Annotated in this window: 18 protein-coding genes and 1 tRNA gene; 13 read left to right on the top strand and 6 right to left on the bottom strand. The window is 66.3% G+C overall.

The window, feature by feature from the left end; translation table 11 throughout:
• Both CQY20_RS11555 and CQY20_RS11550 read left to right on the top strand, forming a co-directional pair.
• Positions 1-255, top strand: a 255-nt coding sequence (locus CQY20_RS11555; protein WP_109789712.1) for an IS30 family transposase, incomplete at its 5' end; no start/stop codon positions are given.
• Entirely contained in the window at positions 239-1,189 is a 951-nt protein-coding gene (locus CQY20_RS11550) for an alpha/beta fold hydrolase (RefSeq protein ID WP_234816204.1), read from the top strand. The genes CQY20_RS11555 and CQY20_RS11550, both read left to right, overlap by 17 nt.
• Here CQY20_RS11550 and CQY20_RS11545 read toward each other — a convergent pair.
• Positions 1,186-1,581, bottom strand: coding sequence for a LapA family protein (locus CQY20_RS11545; RefSeq protein WP_097940204.1), 396 nt, complete (start codon positions 1,579-1,581; stop codon positions 1,186-1,188). The two genes, CQY20_RS11550 and CQY20_RS11545, sit on opposite strands and share 4 nt — an antisense overlap.
• 130 nt (positions 1,582-1,711) lie before the next feature.
• On the opposite strand from CQY20_RS11545, the gene CQY20_RS11540 reads away from it, so the two are divergent.
• The 5 genes from CQY20_RS11540 to CQY20_RS11520 are packed head-to-tail and all read left to right on the top strand — an operon-like array spanning position 1,712 to position 5,856.
• Positions 1,712-2,662, top strand: coding sequence for an ABC transporter substrate-binding protein (locus CQY20_RS11540; RefSeq protein ID WP_097940203.1), 951 nt, complete (start codon positions 1,712-1,714; stop codon positions 2,660-2,662).
• A gap of 5 nt (positions 2,663-2,667) precedes the next feature.
• Complete coding sequence (locus tag CQY20_RS11535; RefSeq protein WP_097940226.1) at positions 2,668-3,798, top strand: ABC transporter ATP-binding protein; 1,131 nt, start codon at positions 2,668-2,670, stop codon at positions 3,796-3,798.
• A gap of 2 nt (positions 3,799-3,800) precedes the next feature.
• Positions 3,801-4,490, top strand: coding sequence for an ABC transporter permease (locus CQY20_RS11530; RefSeq protein WP_097940202.1), 690 nt, complete (start codon positions 3,801-3,803; stop codon positions 4,488-4,490).
• On the top strand, positions 4,487-5,278 hold the full coding sequence (locus CQY20_RS11525; protein WP_097940201.1) for an ABC transporter permease: 792 nt from the start codon (positions 4,487-4,489) through the stop codon (positions 5,276-5,278). Before CQY20_RS11530 ends, CQY20_RS11525 begins: the two co-directional genes overlap by 4 nt.
• Entirely contained in the window at positions 5,275-5,856 is a 582-nt protein-coding gene (locus CQY20_RS11520; RefSeq protein ID WP_234816203.1) for a putative glycolipid-binding domain-containing protein, read from the top strand. The genes CQY20_RS11525 and CQY20_RS11520 overlap by 4 nt, the downstream gene beginning before the upstream one ends.
• On the opposite strand, the gene CQY20_RS11515 is transcribed toward CQY20_RS11520, so the two are convergent.
• A complete protein-coding gene (locus CQY20_RS11515) occupies positions 5,819-6,778 on the bottom strand; it encodes a prephenate dehydrogenase (RefSeq protein ID WP_097940199.1) in 960 nt (319 codons plus the stop codon). The two genes, CQY20_RS11520 and CQY20_RS11515, sit on opposite strands and share 38 nt — an antisense overlap.
• Before the next feature lie 93 nt (positions 6,779-6,871).
• On the opposite strand from CQY20_RS11515, the gene CQY20_RS11510 reads away from it, so the two are divergent.
• The 4 genes from CQY20_RS11510 (at position 6,872) to CQY20_RS11495 (ending at position 8,421) form a co-directional block, all read left to right on the top strand.
• Positions 6,872-7,387, top strand: a complete 516-nt coding sequence (locus tag CQY20_RS11510) for a tRNA adenosine deaminase-associated protein (RefSeq protein WP_097940225.1) — start codon at positions 6,872-6,874, stop codon at positions 7,385-7,387.
• On the top strand, positions 7,384-7,839 hold the full coding sequence (locus tag CQY20_RS11505) for a nucleoside deaminase (protein ID WP_097940198.1): 456 nt from the start codon (positions 7,384-7,386) through the stop codon (positions 7,837-7,839). Before CQY20_RS11510 ends, CQY20_RS11505 begins: the two co-directional genes overlap by 4 nt.
• 29 nt (positions 7,840-7,868) lie before the next feature.
• Positions 7,869-7,959: transfer RNA gene (locus CQY20_RS11500), tRNA-Ser, on the top strand.
• Positions 7,960-8,199: 240 nt separating this feature from the next.
• A complete protein-coding gene (locus tag CQY20_RS11495) occupies positions 8,200-8,421 on the top strand; it encodes a hypothetical protein (protein ID WP_097940197.1) in 222 nt (73 codons plus the stop codon).
• 5 nt (positions 8,422-8,426) lie between these two features.
• Here CQY20_RS11495 and CQY20_RS11490 read toward each other — a convergent pair whose 3' ends face one another.
• Positions 8,427-8,621: an excalibur calcium-binding domain-containing protein gene (locus CQY20_RS11490; protein WP_097940196.1), complete on the bottom strand. Its 195-nt coding sequence runs from the start codon at positions 8,619-8,621 to the stop codon at positions 8,427-8,429.
• A 334-nt stretch (positions 8,622-8,955) separates the two neighbouring features.
• Here CQY20_RS11490 and CQY20_RS11485 point away from each other — a divergent pair, with 334 nt between their 5' ends.
• Positions 8,956-12,051, top strand: coding sequence for an ATP-binding protein (locus tag CQY20_RS11485; protein WP_234816202.1), 3,096 nt, complete (start codon positions 8,956-8,958; stop codon positions 12,049-12,051).
• A gap of 82 nt (positions 12,052-12,133) precedes the next feature.
• Here the strand turns inward: CQY20_RS11485 and CQY20_RS11480 are convergent, their stop codons facing one another.
• From CQY20_RS11480 to CQY20_RS11470, 3 genes are all read right to left on the bottom strand, one after another.
• Positions 12,134-13,585, bottom strand: coding sequence for a glycoside hydrolase family 183 protein (locus CQY20_RS11480; RefSeq protein WP_097940195.1), 1,452 nt, complete (start codon positions 13,583-13,585; stop codon positions 12,134-12,136).
• Positions 13,586-13,720: 135 nt separating this feature from the next.
• Positions 13,721-14,344, bottom strand: coding sequence for a cutinase family protein (locus CQY20_RS11475; RefSeq protein ID WP_097940194.1), 624 nt, complete (start codon positions 14,342-14,344; stop codon positions 13,721-13,723).
• A 129-nt stretch (positions 14,345-14,473) separates the two neighbouring features.
• Complete coding sequence (locus CQY20_RS11470) at positions 14,474-14,935, bottom strand: lipoprotein LpqH (protein WP_097940193.1); 462 nt, start codon at positions 14,933-14,935, stop codon at positions 14,474-14,476.
• A gap of 132 nt (positions 14,936-15,067) precedes the next feature.
• Here CQY20_RS11470 and tgt point away from each other — a divergent pair, with 132 nt between their 5' ends.
• The gene (gene tgt, locus CQY20_RS11465) at positions 15,068-16,291 is read left to right on the top strand and encodes a tRNA guanosine(34) transglycosylase Tgt (protein ID WP_097940192.1); all 1,224 of its coding nucleotides are present in this window, start codon (positions 15,068-15,070) and stop codon (positions 16,289-16,291) included.
• Positions 16,292-16,322: the final 31 nt, after the last annotated feature.

Raw genomic sequence — 16,322 nt, 5'->3', positions numbered from 1 at the left:
GAGCTCGATATCTACTTCTGCGATCCGCACTCGCCATGGCAACGCGGCAGTAACGAGAACACCAACGGGCTGCTGCGCCAATACTTTGCTAAAGGCACCGACCTATCAGTGTTCCCGGCCGACTACCTCGACTACGTTGCCGCCCAACTCAACACCCGACCCCGCAAAACCCTCGGCTGGAAGAAACCCGCTGAAGTCCTCGACGAGCTACTCTCAAACCCGCCAAAACCACCCGCTGTTGCATCCACTGCCTGAAATCGCCCGCTGGTTCGTGCGATTCTGCGTCTGGTCGCTGGTGGTGTTGCTGGCGGTGACGGTCGTCGTGAACAACACCGTCGCCCGGCTGCCACCGATGCCGCCCGCCGACGGCGACTACATCAGCCTGCAGGGCAAGGAGATTCACTACATCGAGCAGGCGGGATCGGGCAGGGCAGTTGTGCTGATCCACGGATTGCCCGGCACGCACAAGGATTTCGAGCCCGTCCTACCCCTGCTGCAGGGCAGGCGCGTGGTCGCGATCGACCGGCCGGGCTTCGGATGGTCGAAGGGCGGTCCGCTGCCCTACCAGCAGCAGATCGACATGGTGCACGAGCTGGTGGCCAAACTGAGCCTCGGGCCGGCCATCCTGGTCGGTCATTCCTACGGCGGCACGCTGGCGCTCGGCGTCGCCCGCCGATACCCGCAGGACGTCGCGAAACTGGTCCTGGTGGCGCCCGGTGCGGGCGGGACGCGGTCGAAACCCTTCGACCTGTTCGATGCGCGTTACGCCCAGTTCAGCGGGTTGCCGGTGCTGCGGCCGGTGCTGGATGTCACGGTGAACCAAGTGCTCAAGCGGGTCGCGGCCACGGCGGGCGCGGCGAACGCGTTCGCACCCGACAAGATCGACCCCACCTACCAGCGGCGGCTGCTGTCGGTGACGATGACGACGGGCAACCTGGCCGCCTTCGCCTCCGAGCAACTCGAATTCGACGACACCTCACGGTGGGTCGACGAGAACGTGCCGCAGATCCGTGTGCCGTCGACCGTCATCGGCGCGTCGGGCGATCAGCTGATCAGCATCGACCACGTCCAACGGTTGGCCGACACGCTGCCCGGTGCGGAACTGATCACCGTCGACGGTAGCCACATGATCACCTACAGCCACCCGGACGTGGTCGCCGTGCAGGTCAACGACGCGGCCGGCGGCTAAAGGCCCGACTTCAGATTCTTCTTGGCGGCGCGCCGAAGTTGGACGATCCTGACGGTACCCGCCGCGACCGTGAGCAGCCCGCCACAGACGGCGGCGAACAGGAGGGCGACGCCGACGGGCAGAATCCACTCCCAGCCGAAGAAGTGGATCGTCGTCGACGCGGTGTTCTGGAGGATGAACACGAGCAGCAGGATCAGGATCAGAAAGCCGACGATCAGCGCAGTCCACAGCGCCCCGGCGCGGGTGAACGTCGACGCCGAATCCTTGGGCTTGCTCGTGACGGGCTTGCTCATCGCGGGCGGGACCGACGATTCGGCGGGCAGATGGTCGGCGGGTACCGGCGACGTCGCATCGCTCGGCTGGTCTGGCGACATCGAGGGATCGCTGGTCATGGCTCCATCTTTGCCCTTTCCCGCCGCGAATGAAACAAGCCACGGCGTTCACGGTGATCGCAAAGTGCGGCGCGTTCCCGTCCATGCCGCTAGGGTCCGGTGCAGCGATGCGCCGAGAGGACATTCGGAAATGTCGAAAACACGGAAGTGGCATCTGGCGATTCTGGCCGCGGTTCTGGCCCTGCTCACCCTGGGCGCGACGGGGTGCGGCAGCTCCAACCCGCTGGGCGGCGGCGAGGTGTCCGGCGACCTCAAATCGATTGTCGTCGGCTCGGCGGACTTCCCCGAGAGCAAGATCATCGCCGAAATCTATGCGCAGGCGTTGGAGGCCAACGGCTTCACCGTCGGGCGCCAGTTCGGCATCGGCAGCCGCGAAACCTACATCCCCGCGGTGCGCGACCACTCGATCGATCTGATCCCCGAGTACACCGGCAACCTGCTGCAGTACTTCGACAAGAACGCGGACGTGACGACGCCGGATGACGTTCTGCTGGCGCTGTTTCGGACGCTGCCCGGTGATCTGTCCATCCTGAACCCGTCGCCCGCCGAGGACAAGGACACCGTCGCGGTCAGCGAAGAGACGGCGAAGAAGTGGAATCTGAAGACCATCGCTGATCTGGCCGCGCACTCACCCGAGGTGAAATTCGGTGGGCCGTCGGAATTCTTGAACCGCACCGAGGGCTTGCCCGGGCTGAAGGCGAAATACGGCCTCGACATTCCACCCAACAACTTCGTCGCGATCAGCGACGGCGGCGGGCCTGCCACCGTCAAGGCGTTGGTGGACGGCACCGTCACGGCGGCCGACATCTTCAGCACGTCACCGGCGATCAAGGAGAACAACCTGGTGGTGCTGGAAGACCCGAAGAACAACTTCCTCGCCGCGAATGTGATCCCACTGGTCAGTTCGCAGAAGAAGTCCGATGAACTCAAGCAGGTGCTCGACGCGGTGTCGGCGAAGTTGACCACCGACGCCCTTATCGAGCTCAACACCGCGACCTCCGGCAACGCCGGTGTCAACGCCGACGAGGCAGCCCGAAAGTGGGTCGCCGACAACGGCTTCGACAAACCGATCCAGGGATGAGCGGCATGATTCATTTCGACAGCGTGACCAAGCGCTACCCCGACGGCACCGTCGCCGTCGACGATCTCACCCTCGATGTGCCCGAAGGCGCGCTGACTGTGTTCGTCGGACCGTCGGGATGCGGCAAGACGACGTCGATGCGGATGATCAACCGGATGATCGACCCGTCGTCGGGCACGTTGACCGTGGACGGCGACGACGTCACCAAGGTGGACCCGGTCAAGCTGCGGCTTGGCATCGGCTACGTCATCCAGAGCGCCGGCCTGATGCCGCACCAGCGGGTGGTCGACAACGTCGCGACAGTGCCTGTGCTGAAAGGTGAATCGCGGCGAGCGGCGCGCAAGGCGGCGCTCGGGGTGCTGGAGCGCGTCGGTCTCGACCCGCAACTGGCGAACCGTTACCCGGCGCAGCTGTCGGGCGGCCAGCAGCAGCGCGTCGGGGTGGCGCGGGCGTTGGCCGCCGACCCGCCGATCCTGTTGATGGACGAGCCGTTCAGCGCGGTGGACCCGGTGGTACGTGAGGAGCTGCAGACCGAAATCCTGCGGCTGCAAAGCGAACTGCACAAGACGATCGTGTTCGTCACCCACGACATCGACGAGGCCGTCAAGATCGGCGAGCGGGTGGCCGTGTTCGGCAGTGGCGGGATCCTGCAGCAGTACGACGAACCCGCACGGCTGCTGTCCAACCCGGCCAACGACTTCGTGGCGGGCTTCATCGGCGCCGACCGCGGCTACCGCGGTTTGCAATTCCGCCACGCGACAGGCCTTCCGCTGCACGAGATTCGGGCGGTCGCCGAATCCGGGATCGACGGGCTGGTACTCGGGCCGGACGACTGGGTGCTGGTCAACCGTCCCGACGGCACCCCCTTCGCCTGGATCAACGCCGACGGTGTCGACCTGCACCGCAAGGGCAGTTCGCTGTACGACAGCACCTACGGCGGAGGGTCGCTGTTCCGGCCGGAACACTCGCTGCGCCAGGCGCTCGACGCGGCGCTGTCGTCGCCGTCGGGGCTCGGGGCCGCCGTCGACGAAGACGGTGTGCTGATCGGCGGCGTGACGGCCGACGATGTGCTGGCTGCGCTGAATTCGCAACGGCGCGAAGCATTGCCGAAGCTCGGCTCCGATGGGAAGGGTTGAGTGTGCGCTATCTGCTCAACAATCTCGACGACGCGTGGGCGCTGACCGTCATCCACTTGAGGCTCTCGCTCATCCCGATCATCCTCGGCCTGCTGATCGCGGTGCCACTGGGCGCGCTGGTGCAGCGCACCACGACGGTGCGGCGGCTGACCACCGTCACGGCCAGCATCATCTTCACGATCCCGTCGCTGGCGTTGTTCGTGGTGCTGCCGTTGATCATTCCGACCCGCATCCTCGATGAGGCCAACGTGATCGTCGCGCTCACGCTGTACACCACGGCACTGCTGGTGCGGGCCGTCCCCGAAGCGCTGGACGCCGTGCCCGCCGCGGTTCGCGACGCGGCCACCGCCGTCGGCTACCGACCACTCACGAGGATGCTCAAAGTCGAACTGCCCCTGTCGATCCCGGTTCTCGTAGCCAGCCTGCGCGTCGTCGCCGTCACCAACATCTCGATGGTCGCGGTCGGATCGGTGATCGGGATCGGCGGCCTCGGCACCTGGTTCACAGAGGGCTACCAGTCCAACAAGAGCGACCAGATCATCGGCGGCATCATCGCGATCTTTGTGCTGGCCATCGTGATCGACACGTTGATCATGCTCATCGGCCGCATCATCACGCCGTGGACCCGCGCGGGCCGGGCCGGCGGCGGTGTGCGGACGAAGGCCGCCGTGGCAGTGGGGGAGGCGGCGTGAACTTCCTGCACGAGGCGCTGTCGTTCATCTTCACCGCGGCCAACTGGGCAGGCCCTGCGGGACTGGCCGCCCGCATCGGTGAGCATCTGCAGTACACCGTGATCGCGGTGTTCTTCTCGGCGCTGATCGCCATACCGATCGGCATGGTCATCGGGCATACGGGCCGCGGCACCTTCCTGGTCGTCACGGGCGTGAACGCGTTGCGCGCGCTGCCGACGCTGGGTGTGCTGCTGCTCGGCGTGCTGCTGTGGGGCCTTGGCCTCGTCGGGCCCACCGTCGCGCTGATGCTGCTCGGCATTCCGCCGTTGCTGGCGGGCACGTATTCGGGCATCGCCAACGTCGACCCCGCGGTCGTGGACGCGGCCCGGTCGATGGGCATGACGGAGCGCCGGGTGCTGCTGCGGGTGGAGGTGCCCAACGCGATGCCGTTGATCCTCGGCGGACTGCGCACCGCGACACTGCAGATCGTGGCGACAGCGACCGTCGCGGCCTATGCCAGCCTGGGTGGGCTCGGCCGCTACCTGATCGACGGGATCAAGGTGCGCGAGTTCTATCTCGCGTTGGTCGGCGCGCTGATGGTCACCGCACTTGCATTGATCCTCGACGGCATTCTGGCGTTTGCGGTGTGGGCCTCGGTACCCGGCACCGGGCGGTTGCGCCGGATGCCGCAGCCGCTGCTGGACGACGAGGTCGCCATGCAATCTCACATTCGGGGTCGGGAGCGGACGAAAAGCACACCCGAACCGGGCTACGAACGCGGCCGTCTGTCGCCTACGGTAGACGGGTGAGTGCAGATAACGCTCCCTGGCCCGCCGTCCTGACCTGGCGGGCACATGATGTTCCGCGGATGGAATCCGTGCGGGTGCAGTTGTCGAACAATCGGATCAAGGCCCACGGGCGGATCGTGGCCGCGGCAACGTCGACCCATCCGCCGTTCTCGGCGTCCTACGATCTGGTCACCGACGAATCCGGTGCGACGCGCCGGCTGTCGATGACGGTCACGCTGGCCGAGCGCGAACGGCAACTTTCCATCGCGCGCGATGACGAGAACCTGTGGTTGGTCCAGGAGCACTCGGGCCAGTCCAGCCGCGCCCCGTACGACGGCGCCCTGGACGTCGACGTGATTTTCAGCCCGTTCTTCAACGCGTTGCCGATCCGACGCACCGGTCTGTACCAGCGCAGCGACTCGCTGTCGGTGCCGGTGGTTTACGTGTCGCTGCCCGATCTGACGGTCAAGCCCGTGACGATCAGCTACAGCAGCGCAGCCGATGGCATCAAGCTGCATTCGCCCGTCGCCGACACCACCGTCACCGTCGACGAGTACGGATTTATTCTGGATTACCCAGGACTCGCAGAGCGGATCTGATCACGCCGCCGGCGCGCCCCGCGGCCGCGAGTTCGTCGCGCCAACCGTCCTGACCGACGACGACGGTGAGGATTTCGGTGCGGCGGAAGCTGTCGAAGCGGGTGCGTGCGGCGTGCCCCTGCTCGACGAGGTGGGCCACCGATTTGTCGGTGGCGAGTGATTCGCGGGCCTTCTGCAGCATCTCGATCGCTTGGTCGAGCGTCGGCACCAGCTGGTCGGCGTTGGCCTCGCACATCGCGCGGACCAGTTCGGGTGCGGTGGCGGCGACGCGGGTGCCGTCGCGAAATGACCCGGCGCCCAGTGCAAATGCCAACGGCACGTCGGCGGCGGTGGCCGCCAGCGCCTCGGCGAGCAGATGCGGCAGGTGCGAGATCGCGGCCGCGGCCGCATCGTGCTCGTCGGATCGGGCCGGGACGATGACGCCGCCGCAGTCCAACGCGAGATCCATGACCATGCCCCAGATTTGCGGGTCGACGTGGTCGTCGACGCTGAGCACCCAGGGGGCGCCGACGAACAGGCGCGCGTCTCCGGCCGCCCAGCCGGACTGTGCGGTGCCCGCCATCGGATGACCGCCGACGAAATTGGCCAGCAGCCCGACCGACTTCACCTCGTCGAGCACGGCGGCCTTGACGCTCGTGACGTCGGTCAGGGCGCAGTCCGGGGCGATGTCGCGGACCTGCTCCAACACCAACGGCAGCGCGGGCGCCGGCACGGCGAGCACGATCAGCGCGTGCGCCTGCGCGGCGCGCTTGAGGGCCTTGTCGATGTGCTCGGTGGCGTCGAAGCCGTCGCCGCGAGCGGCCAGAACGCCGTCGGCCGAGCGGTTGTATCCGAACACCTCGCGGCCCGCCTCGGTCGCCGCGCGCATGATCGAGCCGCCGATCAGGCCAAGACCGAGTACGCAGACGGGAGGTTTCGTCACGGCTTCAAGAGTGGCACACGGACATGGCCACGTGCGGTCGGGCTGATCTCGATTGCTGGTCAAATGCCCTGGTCGGCACTAGCGTAAGTGATCATGGGACCACAACGGGCACCTGCGCAGGACGCCGACGCACCCGAGGGCTTCGGGGTCGCCGTTGTCCGTGAGGAAGGCAAGTGGCGTTGCTACCCCATGCGTCCTGCCGCACTGACGAGTCTGACGGCGGCAGAGACCGAGTTGCGCGAGCTGCGCAGTGCGGGAGCCGTTTTCGGTTTGCTCGACGTCGACGACGAGTTCTTCGTGATCGTGCGGCCCGCCCCGGCGGGGACGCGGCTGTTGCTGTCCGACGCCACCGCGGCACTGGATTACGACATCGCCGCGGAGGTGCTCGAAAAGCTCGACGCCGACATCGAACCCGACGACCTGGAGGACGCCGAACCGTTCGAGGAGGGCGATCTCGGGCTGCTGTCCGACGTCGGGCTGCCCGAGGCGGTGCTCGGGGTGATCATCTCCGAGTACGACCTCTACGCCGATGAACAGATCGGCCGCATCGCCCGCGAGATGGGCTTCGCGGACGAACTGTCCAAGGTGCTGGACCGCCTCAATCGGTGACCGACGAAGACCTCATCCGTGCCGCCCTGGAAGCCGCGGGCAGTGCGGGTCCTGATGACGTGCCGGTGGGTGCGGTGATCTACGCTCCCGACGGCACCGAGTTGGCACGCGCGGCGAACGCCCGCGAGGCCCTCGGCGACCCGACGGCGCACGCCGAAATCCTGGTCATGCGGGCGGCGGCGCGGATGCTCGGCGACGGCTGGCGGCTGGAGGGCACGACGCTGGCGGTGACCGTCGAGCCCTGCACGATGTGCGCGGGCGCGCTGGTGATGGCCCGGGTGGCACGGTTGGTGTTCGGAGCGTGGGAACCCAAGACCGGCGCGGTCGGCTCGCTGTGGGATGTGGTCCGTGATCGTCGGCTGACGCACCGGCCTGAGGTCGTCGGCGGGGTGCTGGCCGCCCAGTGCGCGGCCCCGCTGGAGGAGTTCTTCGCCCGACAGCGATTGGAATGAGGCAGCGGGTGTTCGGTAGGCTACGGCACGGTGGCGTGTCCGAGCGGCCTAAGGAGCACGCCTCGAAAGCGTGTGTGGGGTAACCCCCCACCGAGGGTTCAAATCCCTCCGCCACCGCCATTCTTTTCTCCGGCCGGACTTTCGTAGCCGGACGGTTCTTCTTTTGTTGCTTCCTGGTGCGTTTGTGCGCCGTGGTCAAAAAGCGGACTACCAACCGCCAGTTTTGGGACACATATCCCGAGAGTGGGGAAAATCCCAAACCGCTCCAAAAAGGCGATGTCTCAAGGGGTTAGACCGCCGAGGTGGATGGGTAGGCGACAAGGGTCAAGTGCGTGCCGGAAAACGAATGGAGGAACGGTTATGGCTGTAACGGTCGATCTCGCCAAGGCTCTGGACAAGGCGTACGAGGACAAATCGCTGAAGGAAATTCTCGACGCGTCTCCGGCCGCCCTCGCCGGTGTCACGGACGCCGACGCCGAGGCGCTGGAGAAGGCGTTCAACATCAAGACCGTGCGGCAGCTCGGCTCGAACAAGTTCTTCCAGGTTGCTTCGGCTCTGACGAAGCTGGACGAAGCGAGCTAATACACCTAGTTCTCGCAACCGATTCCGTCGCCGTCGCGGTCGAGGTGGGGACCATAGCCAGGGTCGCCCTCCATCACCGGTGCGGCTCCGGCCGCGCGGGCGGCGGCGCAGTTCTTGTAGTACACGTCGGCGTTAGCCGCGGATGCAGTTCCCAGGGCGGTTGCCGCGATAGCTGCTGCGACGACGAGCGCACGAATCATTTTCCACCTCAGTTGTGAATACCGTTGATAGACCTGCGAAGGCAGCAAAATATAACGCACACGTTATAAAACATCCAAATCTGCCGGTAAATGGGGTTATATATGCCGATTAGTGACTCTAAGAAACTGTTTTTCCGCAAACCATATTGCAGTGGGTTCATGAAATAGGCGAGCGCCCAGGCGCCGTACTTCGTCGGTTGGGGGACACCTGGGCCGCCTTTTGCTGCGTGGCCACCCATATTGCGCCCGAAACTCCGTCTCGCGACGCAGGTGGACGCTGTCTTCGGTGTCGATATGCCAGACATCGTTGGTCCCCGGTGCGACGATCATTGACGTGGGCGTCAGTCGGGGCGGCGGCGGTGAACTGACCGCGAAGTTGATCTGCGGCTCGTGCGGCGCCCAAGCCCGTCCTTCGGGCAAGTTCTGTAGCGAGTGCGGCGCGGCGCTGCGGCAGGCCACCCGCTCGGCCGAATACAAGCAAGTCACCGTGCTGTTCGCCGACGTGGTGCAGTCGATGGACATCACGGCGACTCTCGATCTGGAGCGGGCCCGCGAAATCATCACCGAGGTGCTGGAGCGCTCAGCCGCGGTGGTGCGCCGCTACGGCGGCACCGTCGAGTACACGGGCGACGGCGTGATGGGCTTATTCGGCGCACCGATTGCGTTGGAGGACCACGCTTTTCGCGCCTGTTTGGCTGCGTTGGCAATCCAGGAGGAGATCGGCCGCGTGGCCGTCGACGTGGCCCGCCGCGACCATGTGGACCTGCGAATGCGGGTAGGCCTCAACTCGGGTCAGGTGATCGCGGGGTCGATGGGGTCGGAATCGGGTTCGTCGCGGTATGCCGCCACCGGTGAGCACGTCGGCATGGCGCAGCGGATGGAGTCGGTCGCGCCGCCCGGCGCCGTGATGCTCTCGGAGTCCACCGCGCGCCTTGTCGAACACGCCGTGAGCCTCGGCGATGCGCAGTGGGTGCGCATCAAGAACTCCGACACACCGGTGTGCGCCTACCAGTTGGCGGCGATCGGGCCGCGGCAGGGGATCGTCGGGCGTGCCGAGGCGGCCTTCGTCGGCAGGCGCTGGGAGATGGCGGCGCTGGAGGCCATGGTCGACCGTGCCGTCGGTGGCCGCGGCGGCGTCGTCGCCGTCGTCGGCCCGGCGGGTATAGGCAAGTCCCGGGTGGCCCGCGAGACCGCGGCCGTTGCGGCCAAGCGCGGAGTCGAGGTGTTCTGGGTCTTCTGCGAGTCGCACACGCGCGATGTCCCCTTCGGGGTGGTGGAGCGGCTGCTGCGCGCGGGCAGCGGTGTCACCGACCTCGACGGGCAGGCCGCTTGCGACCAATTGCGCGCCGCCGTGCCGGCCGACGCCGACCCGCAGGACCTGCTGCTGCTTGACGACCTGCTCGGTATCGCCGACCCCGCGGTGGCGTTGCCGCAGATCGATCCCGAAGCGCGGCGCCGCCGGTTGACCGCACTGGTCAACACCACAGCGCTCAGTCGCACCGAGCCGACGCTGTTCATCATCGAGGATGCACACTGGATCGATGTCGTCAGCGAATCCATGCTGGCCGACTTCCTGGCCGTGATCGCGCGCACCCCGTCGATGGTGCTGATCACCGCCCGCCCCGAATACCACGGAGTGCTGCTGCGGGCGCACGGTGCGCAGACGATAGCCCTTGACGCGCTGGGTGATTCGGATACCGCGGCACTCATCGCGTCGCTACTGGGTTCCGATCCGTCCGTCGCCGGGCTGGCCGAGGTCATCGCTGACAATGCGGCCGGTAACCCCTTCTTCGCCGAGGAGATGGTGCGCGAATTAGCCCAGCGCGGAGTGCTTTCCGGCGATCGCGGCCGATACGTGTGCAGCACCGATGTCGCCGAGGTCAAAGTGCCCGCCACGATACAGGCGTCGATCTCTGCCCGCATCGACCGGCTGAGTTCGACGGCCAGGCAGACGTTGCACGCGGCATCGGTGATCGGCGCCCGCTTCAGCTCGGAACTGTTGGCCGCCTTGGGTATTGACGCCGTGGTCGACGAGCTCATCGACGCCGAGATGATCGACCAGGTGTCATTCACCCCGAGCGCCCAGTATGCCCTTCACCATCCGCTGATCCGCGCGGTGGCCTACGAGTCACAGCTGAAATCCGACCGCGCCGACTGGCACCGACGTTTGGCTGCCTCGATCGAAGAACGCGAGCCGGAATCGGTGGAAGAGAACGCGGCGCTGATCGCCGAACATCTGCAGGCTGCCGGCGAGGTGCATGCCGCATACGGCTGGCACATGCGCGCCGCCGCATGGTCGGTCAACCGCGACGTCGGCGCCGCCAGGGTCAGCTGGGAGCAGGCCCGGCGAATCGCCGACGCCCTGCCCGCCGACGACGCCGCACAATTGTCGATGCGCATCGCCCCACGAACGATGCTGTGCGCCACCGATTACCACGGTCAAGCGCTGCAAGCCAGCAGGCGGTTCGAGGAGCTGGGGCAGCTGTGCTCGCTTGCAGGAGACAAAGTCTCGCTGGCCATCGGGATGACGGGGCTGGGTACCGAACTTCTCTACACCGGGCGTTCCCGGGAAGGTGCGCAGTTGGCCTCCGAACAGATGGCTTTACTCGAATCGATAGGTGATGCCGACCTCACCGTCGGGTTGGCGTTCGTGGCGTTCGTCAACTGGTTCGATGCCGGTCGATTCGATGAGATACTGCACTGGTCGCAGGTCGTCATCGACCTCGCTGCAGGTGATGAAAGCAAAGGCGCCAACTTCGGTTTCGGCTCACCGCTGGCGTTCGCGCTGACATGGCGTGGCACCGCCCGGTGGTGGCTGGGCCGTCCCGGATGGCGACAGGATTACGACGACGCCATCGTCATGGCGCGCAACAGCGACCCGGCCACCCTCGCGGTGTGCGTCACCTGGACCTACGGACACGCGATGCCCTATGGGGTGCTGCGGGTAGACGACGCCTCGGTGCGTGTGAGCGAAGCGGCGCTGCGGGCGGCGGAATCCAGCCACGACATCGCGCTCTACTTGGCCAAATACACACTGGCGTACGCGCTGCTGAACCGCGACTCGGCGGCCGACCGTCGTCGCGGTCTCGAGCTGATGACGCGGTTTCGTGACTTCACGCGCGAGCGGGGTCCGTTCCTGGTACCGGTCGCCGAGCTGTGGATCGCGCGGGACCGGGCGCGCCGCGGTGAGCGTGACGCCGCCATTGCGGCGATGCGGGAAGCGGTGGAGGAACTGCATCACGCGGGTCGGTTCTTCTACGCCATCGTGGGCACCGCCGTATTCGTCGAGACGCTGCTGGAGCGCGACGCCGAGGGCGACCACGCTGAAGCCCAACGGCAAGTCGACCGTTTGACGAACCTGCGCGCCGGTTACGAGTCCGCGATGCTGGACACCATCCTGCTGCGGCTGCGTGCGCTGCTGGCGCGTTGACCTTCCGCGAAACGGCATTCCCGCAGGCCCTCACTCGCACTTTCGCTGCGTAGATTCCGTTTCGCGAAGGGGGCCAGGGGTCCTACGGCAGCACGGTCTTCATCAACATCACGTTGTAGTCCGACCACAGCGAGAGGTTGTAGTAGATCTCCTTGCCGGTCGACCACGGATGCAGATACGGCGCATAGATACCGCCGGGGAAATCATTGGACGACACCAGCATCTGCTCGGGTCCCCACGGGCCCTGCGGCGCAGGCGCTGTGCGGGCCACGACGTCGTCGTTGCCGTTGCAATACAGCGCCAGGAACTGCTTGAGGTAGGTGTTGTACTGCACCGACATCTCGCCGACGGGCGCGGGAATGACCGGTACCGCGACACCGGGGTCGCGCGGCACCCACTTGCCGCCGTCCCAGTACTCGTAGCGGGACAGTTCCGGCACCATGTTCTGTGGCACGCGCGACAAGAACGCGGGCCCGCCGCGTCCCGACGGTGTGCCGTACGAATACAGGTAGCCGTCACCGGGTTTCAGGAAAGCGCCTACCTGAAACTTCTCCCCACCGGGCACGAACGGCACCCGCGGAACAGCGTCCGGAGACGCGGGACGAATGCTCTGCGGGTACACCCCCCAGTGCTCGCCGTTATCCGGTGACACCGCGATGGCGGAGAAGTTCGTCGTCCACGTGCCTGGGCTGTCCCAGCTCCTGATGGACATGAAGCTCAGGTATTGCGTTGTGCCGACCGCGATTCCCGAAGTTGGGATGATCCCGGTCTCCGACCGCGCGAACTTGATGCTGTTGATGATCTGCTTCGAAAGCGCGGGCGCCCACAGCGGCGAACCCGAATAGCGATTGTTCACAACGCCGTTCGGGATGGCGATCGTCTTCCCCAGCGAACGGTCCGAGGTCCGAAAGAGCGTGTTGTATCGCCACTGTCGACCGCGCACGCTGCAGTAGCCGATGGTGTCACCGAAGGCCATCAGCACCTGGTTGTTCACCGGATCGCCGTTGTCCCACATGATTCCGAGGTCCGTGCCGGTGATCGCGAAGCGCTTGATGGTGTCGTTCGGGCTGTGCGGGCCGGTCACCCACCCGACCAGCGACGTCCCCGGCGGTGGACCGGGTGGCGGCGCGGGAGCGGGCGCCGGCCCGGGAGCGGGTGCAGGTGGCGCCGGCTGTGCGATCGGTGCCGCATCGGGAACCGGCGGTGGAGCAGGCGGCGGAGCCACGCCCGCCTGCTGCTGTACCCGGCCTTGTTGCGGCAGGAACGAGTTGAGGATCGACCGCGACAGCCGACCCAGGTTCGGCAGCGGTGCTTCGTCCTTGGCCTTGCGGGGCCGGTGGCCGATCGGCGGGCCGCTCACGCCGGGCAGCGCGGGCGTCGCGGTCGCGTTCGGTGCGCTCGGCGGTTGTGCCTCGGCGGCGGCGCCGGTGCAGGGTTCGGCGGTGGCAGGCGGTGCGACGACGACGGAGATGACAAGCCCGAGTGCGGTCGCCGATGCCACTGGTATCGACGCGATTCGAGCAAACGGCGACATGTCACACCTTTCGAGGGACCGGACGCCGGATCGACGTTCCGCACTTAGCCGGATGTGACGATAGTGATCAATGGGGCCTTTGTGATCACTGATGTACGGAAAGGTACCGTTCCGTGACCGTGTCGCAACCGTTCCTCAGAGGCGGTCGACCACGAATTTCGCTGCCCGATCGGTCATTCCGTTGCGGTTGTACAACGCGTGATTGGCGCCGTCGCCCTCGTTTGCGCACACCGGGTCGTCGGCGATGCAGAGGTCGATGGTCTTGGCGCGGTAGAGCGGCCCGATCTCGACCGGCGGGGTGTCGATCTGCTCCATGAACCGCGGCGACGGCTTGCCGAACAGTGCCACCGCGGCCACGTGGTCGGCGACCTCGGCAGGCAGCGGATCAGGCACGTCATCTGCCGCCGCGCCGGCGGGGACCGCTTCGGATGTGACGAAACCCGCCACGGCCGCGCCCTGGGAGAAGCCGCCGAGCACGATCCTGGTTTCGGGGCAGTTGGCCGCCGTGGCCCTGATCCGGTTGGCGGTGTCGGTGATGCCGACGACGGCCGTCGGGAAGTCGGTGCTGGCCGGGTAATTGACGGCGTAGACGTCGACGGATCGTCCGGCGGCCTGCTTGCGTACTGCGTCGACGAAGGACTGGCCGATTCCCCCGACGCCCGGTGGCTCGAACGTCCCGCGCGCGAAGACCACTTCCACGTCGGGGCATGGCTGCGCCGACGCCTTCGGCAGCGGCGTGGCCACCGCTGTCGCCGTCATAGCGACAGCGGCGAGCAAACGAAATATCAGGGCCGCGCTCACCCTTTCCACTCTTACACGAGAGCGACACAACAACGGCGGCGCCCCAGCAAGGGACGCCGCCGCCGTGTCAAGTTCGCAGGGGCATTCTCAGGGGCAGGACACCTCGATCTCGAAGGGTTTGGTCACCGGCTGCATCGGGTTGGCCATGTCGACGCCCACCGCGGTGCCGGAGATCTTGTAGGTGCTGCCGTCCTTCTCGGCCTTGGCCTCGCCCTGGCCGGCGTTCTCCTGGAAGCCCAGGGTGACGCCGTTGACGTTGCCTAGGCCAACCGAATGCACCACAGGCTCGTCGCCGGTGCCGACGACCGCGCCGATGCCCGTGGTGGCGTCGCCGATCGCGATGTTGACGTTCTCGCCCATCGTGTTGCAGACGACCGTGCCCTGGACGGCCTGGTCCTCGCCGTCGATCGTGACCGTGCTCTTGCCTTCCGCGGCAGCTGCCGTCGATGTCTCACCGCTGGTTTCGGATTTCTTATCCGATGAACAGCCGGAAAGACCGGCGATGACAATCGCCGCGCCCCCTAGGGCGACCACGAACACACGCTTCACCACTGTTCTCCTTTTGTCGTTGCGGACCGCTTCGTCGGCGGACCCTCCCCCAGAGTATGGAGTGTGCCCTAGCAAAGGTCCTGCAAATCGACCAAATTTGCCTGAGCGCGCACTGCTGATTGAATACAGGGCGTGGTCGAGCCGTCTTTCAGCATCGAAGCGCAGCTTCCTGGACGGGCCGGACGCGCCGGTGTCATCCGAACCCCCCACGGCGACATCCATACTCCGGCGTTCATCGCCGTCGGCACGCAGGCCACGGTGAAGGCCGTCCTTCCGGAAACCATGAAAGAGCTTGGCGCACAGGCCATCCTCGCGAACGCCTACCATCTGTACCTGCAGCCTGGGCCCGAGGTCATCGCCGAGGCCGGCGGGCTGGGCGCCTTCATGAATTGGCCGGGCCCCACTTTCACCGATAGCGGCGGGTTTCAGGTGTTGTCGCTGGGGGCCGGCTTCCGCAAGGTGCTGGCGATGGACACCGAACGCGTACAGGCCGACGACGTCATCGCCAAGGGCAAGGAGCGACTGGCGCGCGTCGACGACGACGGCGTGACGTTCACGTCGCATCTGGACGGGTCGACGCACCGCTTCACACCTGAGGTGTCCATCCAGATCCAGCACCAGATCGGCGCGGACATCATCTTTGCCTTCGACGAGTTGACCACGCTGGTGAATACCCGCGGCTATCAAGAGGATTCGGTGCAGCGCACGCATCGGTGGGCGGAGCGGTGCCTGGCTGAGCACCGCAGGCTCGCCGCGCAGCATCCGGATCGACCGCCGCAGGCGCTGTTTGGTGTCGTGCAGGGCGCGCAGTACGAAGACCTGCGCCGGGAGGCCGCGCGGGGTCTGACCGCCATCGTCGACGACGAGGGCCGCGGGTTCGACGGCTACGGCATCGGCGGCGCAATCGAGAAGCAGAATCTGGCCGCCATCGTCGGCTGGGTCAGCGATGAACTGCCCGACGACAAACCGCGGCACATGCTCGGCATCAGCGAACCCGACGACCTCTTCGACGCGGTCGCCGCAGGCGCCGACACCTTCGACTGCGTATCCCCGTCCCGCGTCGCGCGCAATGCGGCGGTGTACTCGACGAAAGGGCGCTACAACATCACCAACGCCCGGTACCGCCTCGATTTCACGCCCATCGACGACGAATGCGACTGTTACACATGCGGCCACTACACCCGCGCCTACATTGGCCACCTGTTCAAGGCGAAGGAGATTCTGGCCGCCACGCTGTGCACCATTCACAACGAGCGGTTCGTCATCAGGCTCGTCGACCAGATCCGCGAGGCCATCAAGAACGACGAGTTCGACGAACTGCGCGCGCACGTGTTGGGTCGCTACTACGGGACGTGACCGCTGTCGCCGCGGCAGCGGTACCGTCGTG

Origin of the sequence: Mycolicibacterium agri (assembly GCF_002553505.1) — a bacterium.
Classification (GTDB): Bacteria; Actinomycetota; Actinomycetes; order Mycobacteriales; family Mycobacteriaceae; genus Mycobacterium; species Mycobacterium agri.
This window is presented reverse-complemented; position numbering and strand designations above follow the sequence as displayed.